The following is a 4,488-nucleotide window of genomic DNA, read 5'->3' on the forward strand; positions in this document are numbered from 1 at the left end:
GGGCGGCATCGGTCTGGAAGATCAGGCGCTTGTGCAGGTTGCCGCGCCAGAATCCGCCGAACGAGACGCTCGCATTGGCGGCCAGCGCCGCAGCAGATGCCGCCTCCGGCGCGCTCTGCGGCGGCAGGTTCATCGTGTCGTACAGCGCCACCAGCGGCTGGCCGCCGATGCGGCCCACGCCSAGGTCCTCGCGCAGGCTCTTGCCGCCGCTGATCGGGTGGATCGGGTGCCCGGGCTGGAGCTGCGCCGGGCAGCTGCGCGGCGGGCCCTTGATGCGCGTCATCACCCAGGGGCCGCGGGTTTCGTAGGTGCCGCCCAGGATGTTGTCGGAGTGATGAATCTCGTCGCGGTAGCGGGAATCGATGACCTGGCGCATGCGGAAGTGCACGCCGTCGGTCTCATGGTCGAGGTAGGTGCACTCGCGGATCGTGTAGTCGTCCGGCGCATTGCGCACCGACGCGCAATACGAGCCGCTGACAGACTCCAGGATCCGGATCAGGTCACCGACCGCGGTCGGCACCGACGACGTCCACGCGCCGGTGGCCCCGTACCTCGCCTGGTACTGCGTGATGGGCTGTGCTGCAACCGATCCGACCCACCACAGGCACGCGTGCGCCATCAGCAGCATCAGCGCTGCCATCTTCCTGCGCTTCACCGAACGCTCCTCGTCTCGCCTCGACATCGGTGAACACCTGCGGTGTTCGACCGACTACCTGTGCTCGCGGCGAATCCTCTGGAGGAACTGCATCGGCGCGGCCAGCGAATTAGAAGAGAAGTGCGCCCGCGTTACAAGGCCTGCAGGGCACTGCGCCCATGCAAGTTTCGCAGCCCCTTTTGCGCGACGTGCATCGCGCGAGGGGGGCCAGTCTCGCGACAGCCGGCGATGAGATCGCCGGCCGATTCTCAACGGGTCAGCGGATCAGCGGCTCAGCCTGATCCAGTTCAGGTTCCACCCCCCCTGCAGCGCCTTCACCGCGATCTGCTGCTGCCCGGCGCTCAGCTGCACCTGGTGCGAGACCGTGGTCCAGTTCTGCCAGCCGCCGGTCGACGGCACGCCGAGGCTGCCGTACACCTGCGTGCCGCCGGCGCGCTCGAGCTGCAGCACGCCGCCGCCGCTCTGGCTCGCGACGCGGTACTGCACCGTCCACGTGCCGGCGCTGGGCACGTTCACGTCCCACACCACCCAGTCGTTGGCATCGATGTAGCCGAGGTTCTGGCCGCCTTCGGTGCAGGCTTCGGCCGTCATGCCCTGCATCACCGCGTAGTTCTCGGCCTCCAGCGTGATCGACGAGCCCTGCAGCAGCGGCGTGCGCGCGAAGGTCGCGTCGTTGCGGTCTCCATCGCTCGCGATGCTCTCGACGTACAGCAGCGAGCTGCGGTGGCGCAGGTAGCGGCCGGGGAAGTTCCACGATTCGAACGAGGTCGCGCCGGCATTGGCCAGGCCCGCACGCTGGTTGAAGGTGGCGTCCTGGCGGAACAGCGTCGAGTTGTCGTTCGCGTCGAGCCAGACCTCGCCGTTGCGGTGACGCAGGTAGCTGTTCGGGTAGTTCACCGACTGGAACGAGACGCCGCCGCCGGCCAGGCCCGGCACCATCGTCCAGTTGCCGTCGGCGATCGGCGAGACGCTGCCGGCCGGGTCGATGCGGCCGCGGCTCGCCTGGTGGCGGATCACGTTGCCGTCGATGTTCTGGCTGGTCCAGGCCGCCTGCGTCGTGGCCGCGGTGCCGGGCTGGTAGACCCGCACGTAGTCGACCAGCATGCGCGCCGGCAGCGCCCCTTCGTCGATGTTGAAGCCGGGCCAGTTGCCGCCCACCGCCATGTTCAGCAGCAGGAAGAAATCGCGCTGGAATTCATCGGTGCCGCCGGCGTTGTTGCTGATGTCGATCACGTGGTACTGCGCGCCGTCGACGAACCACTTGATGGTGTTCGTGTCCCACTCGACCGCGTACACGTGGTAGCTGTTGATGCTGGTGGCCACGTGCCCGCCGTACGACGCGTAGCTGCCGTTGGCGGCCTGCCAGTGCACGGTGCCGTAGACGTCGGCGCCGGTGTTGATCTGCTCCATGATGTCGATCTCGCCCGACGCGGGCCAGCCGACGCTCGAGATGTTGCTGCCCAGCATCCAGAACGCCGGCCAGGTGCCCTGCTTGCCCGGCAGCGCGATGCGCGCCTCGATGCGGCCGAACTTGAAGCTCTTCTTGCCCTGCGTCTTCATGCGCGCCGAGGTGTAGCGCATGCCGCCGAAATCCTCGCGCTTCGCGGTGATGACCAGCGCGTCGTTCTCGACCGTCGCGTTCTCGCGCCGGTAGTACTGCTGTTCGTTGTTGCCCCAGCCGCCCGAGCCGGTGCCGGTCTCGAAGACCCAGTCGGGGCTGATGCTGCCGTGGAATTCGTCCTGCCAGACGAGCTGCCAGTTCTGCGCGAACGCGAACGGCGCGCTGAGCAGGCCGATCAGGCCCAGCAGCAGCGCAAGCAAAGGTCGCAGTCTTCTCATGGTGTCCTCCAACGTGATGTGTGTGGCGATCGGCGCGGCTGCCGGGCACTCTGACGGTGCCCATCGCCGGATCCTAGCGGTTTTGCAAGCGGTTTCAGAAAGCACCACCTTGCAACGCGCCGCAGCGGTTCGCCAGGGGTGGCACGATGGCGATCCGAACCACTCACCCAGGGAAACCACCCATGAACGCCACCCACACCAAGTCCGGCATCACGGCGGAGCGCATCGCAAAGAAATTCCAGGGCCTGGCCCAGGCCAACGGCTGGGGCAACAACCCGGACGTGCAGGCCTTCGGCGCGCTGCTCGAGACCTTCTCGGAAGCGGTCGATGGCGAGCTCGATGCGCTGAAGATCCAGCTCACCGACGTGGCCGCGCAGGTGCGGGCGCTGACGCAGCCGCCCTCGCCCTGATTGGTGCCACGCGGTCAACACCGTGGTCCCTGCCGCAGGCCTTCCGCGGCGGGGTCCCCGTTCCTACGATCTGCCCATTCCGCACTCCGCAGAAACCGGGTACCCCAGCCGCACTGGGGATCAAGGAGCATGTGATGACCCAACGCATCAACTACGTCCACCAGGCGCCGGAACTCTTCAAGAAGTTCGTCGAGTTCGGCGGGCTGGTGAAGGACAGCACGATCGAGGAGAAGATCCACGACCTGGTCTCGATCCGCGCCTCGCAGATCAACGGCTGCGGCTTCTGCCTCGACATGCACGTCAAGCAGGCGACGATCCACGGCGAGCGCCCGCTGCGCCTGCACCACCTCGCGATCTGGCGCGAATCGACGCTGTTCGAACCGCGTGAACGCGCCGCACTGGCCTGGACCGAGGCGCTGACCACGCTGGCGCCGCAGGGCGTGCCCGACGACCTGTACGAGCGCGTGCGTGGCCAGCTGTCCGAGAAGGAACTGACCGACCTGACCTACGCGGTGATGAACATCAATGCGTGGAACCGCATCAACGTCGCGTTCCGCACCGTGCCGGGTTCGTCGGACACCGCGTTCGGCCTCGACAAGGCCAGGCTCAGCTGATCGACACCGTCCCGGGCAGCGGGCACGCGAGGTCGAGCGCGCGCGTCTCGGTGGTCATGTGGTCGATGAACACCCGGATGCGCGCCGGCAGCTGGCGCCGGCTCAGCCAGCACAGGTAGTGGCCACTGTCGTCCGGCGCCTGGCCGCCCAGGCAGGCCAGCAACTCGCCGCGGCGCAGCAGCTCGCAGGCCTGGTAGGCGGCCACCTGCGCCAGGCCCAGGCCGTCGAGCGCCGCCTGCAGCGCCAGCTCGACATCGTTGAAGGTGTGACGTGACGGCGGCACCAGCTTGCGTGGCTGGCCGTCGACCTTGAACTCCCAGTCGCGCACCCGCCCGGAGGCGAGCCGCAGGTTGATGCAGCGGTGCGCGGCCAGCTCGTCGACGCTGCGCGGCAGGCCGTGCCGGCGCACGTAGGCGGGCGATGCCACCACCAGCACCTGCATCGGCACCAGCTGCCTGGCGATCACCTGGCTGTCGTCCATGCGGCCGTCGCGGAAGGCCACGTCGATGCCGTCGGTCGTGAAATCGGCCGGTCGGTCGTCGAGCCGCAGCTCGAGCTCGATCTCCGGGTAGCGCGCCTGGAAGCCGCGCAGCAGCGGCGCCACCACCTTGCGGCCGAAGCCGGGCGTCGCCGCGATGCGCAGCGGCCCGCGCGGCGGCCCCTGGCGCAGCTCGCGCATGTCGTCGAGCGCCTGCACGATGTGCTCGACGCCGACGCGGCAGTTCGCATGGAACAGCTCGCCCTCGCGCGTCAGCGCGGTGCTGCGCGTGGTGCGGTGGAACAGCCGCGCATCGAGCTGGGCTTCCAGCTTCTGCACGCTGCGGCTCACCGCCGAGCGGCCGATGCCGAGCCGCTCGCCGGCCTTCGCGAAGCTGCCTTCGTCGACGACGGCGATGAAGGCGACCACGCCGGCATAGCTGGCCGCGAAACTGGCCGCCAGCGTGTCGGCCGCGGCAGGGGAAGCAAGGGA

At 68.5% G+C, this 4,488-nt stretch carries 5 protein-coding genes; 2 read left to right on the forward strand and 3 right to left on the reverse strand.

Annotated elements, in window-relative coordinates; translation table 11 throughout:
• Positions 1 to 655, reverse strand: a 655-nt coding sequence (locus tag AC1D01_RS22240) for a hypothetical protein (RefSeq protein WP_477870136.1), incomplete at its 3' end; no start/stop codon positions are given.
• Between the two features lie 264 nt (positions 656 to 919).
• Entirely contained in the window at positions 920 to 2,494 is a 1,575-nt protein-coding gene (locus tag AC1D01_RS22245; protein WP_477870138.1) for an AbfB domain-containing protein, read from the reverse strand.
• A 182-nt stretch (positions 2,495 to 2,676) separates the two neighbouring features.
• Between AC1D01_RS22245 and AC1D01_RS22250 the strand changes: the two genes are divergently transcribed.
• The gene (locus AC1D01_RS22250) at positions 2,677 to 2,904 is read left to right on the forward strand and encodes a hypothetical protein (protein ID WP_477870140.1); all 228 of its coding nucleotides are present in this window, start codon (positions 2,677 to 2,679) and stop codon (positions 2,902 to 2,904) included.
• Positions 2,905 to 3,038: 134 nt separating this feature from the next.
• Positions 3,039 to 3,518, forward strand: a complete 480-nt coding sequence (locus tag AC1D01_RS22255; protein WP_477870142.1) for a carboxymuconolactone decarboxylase family protein — start codon at positions 3,039 to 3,041, stop codon at positions 3,516 to 3,518.
• Here the strand turns inward: AC1D01_RS22255 and AC1D01_RS22260 are convergent.
• The gene (locus AC1D01_RS22260) at positions 3,511 to 4,458 is read right to left on the reverse strand and encodes a LysR family transcriptional regulator (RefSeq protein WP_477870144.1); all 948 of its coding nucleotides are present in this window, start codon (positions 4,456 to 4,458) and stop codon (positions 3,511 to 3,513) included. The genes AC1D01_RS22255 and AC1D01_RS22260 overlap by 8 nt on opposite strands.
• Between the last annotated feature and the right edge of the window lie 30 nt (positions 4,459 to 4,488).

This window comes from Rhizobacter sp. P3_B12, from assembly GCF_056402895.1.

Bases quoted from the DNA above. Each gene is read 5' to 3' on its own strand.
- AC1D01_RS22245 (WP_477870138.1), bottom strand. From the start codon at position 2,494: ATGAGAAGACTGCGACCTTTGCTTGCGCTGCTGCTGGGCCTGATCGGC.
- AC1D01_RS22250 (WP_477870140.1), top strand. From the start codon at position 2,677: ATGAACGCCACCCACACCAAGTCCGGCATCACGGCGGAGCGCATCGCA.
- AC1D01_RS22255 (WP_477870142.1), top strand. From the start codon at position 3,039: ATGACCCAACGCATCAACTACGTCCACCAGGCGCCGGAACTCTTCAAG.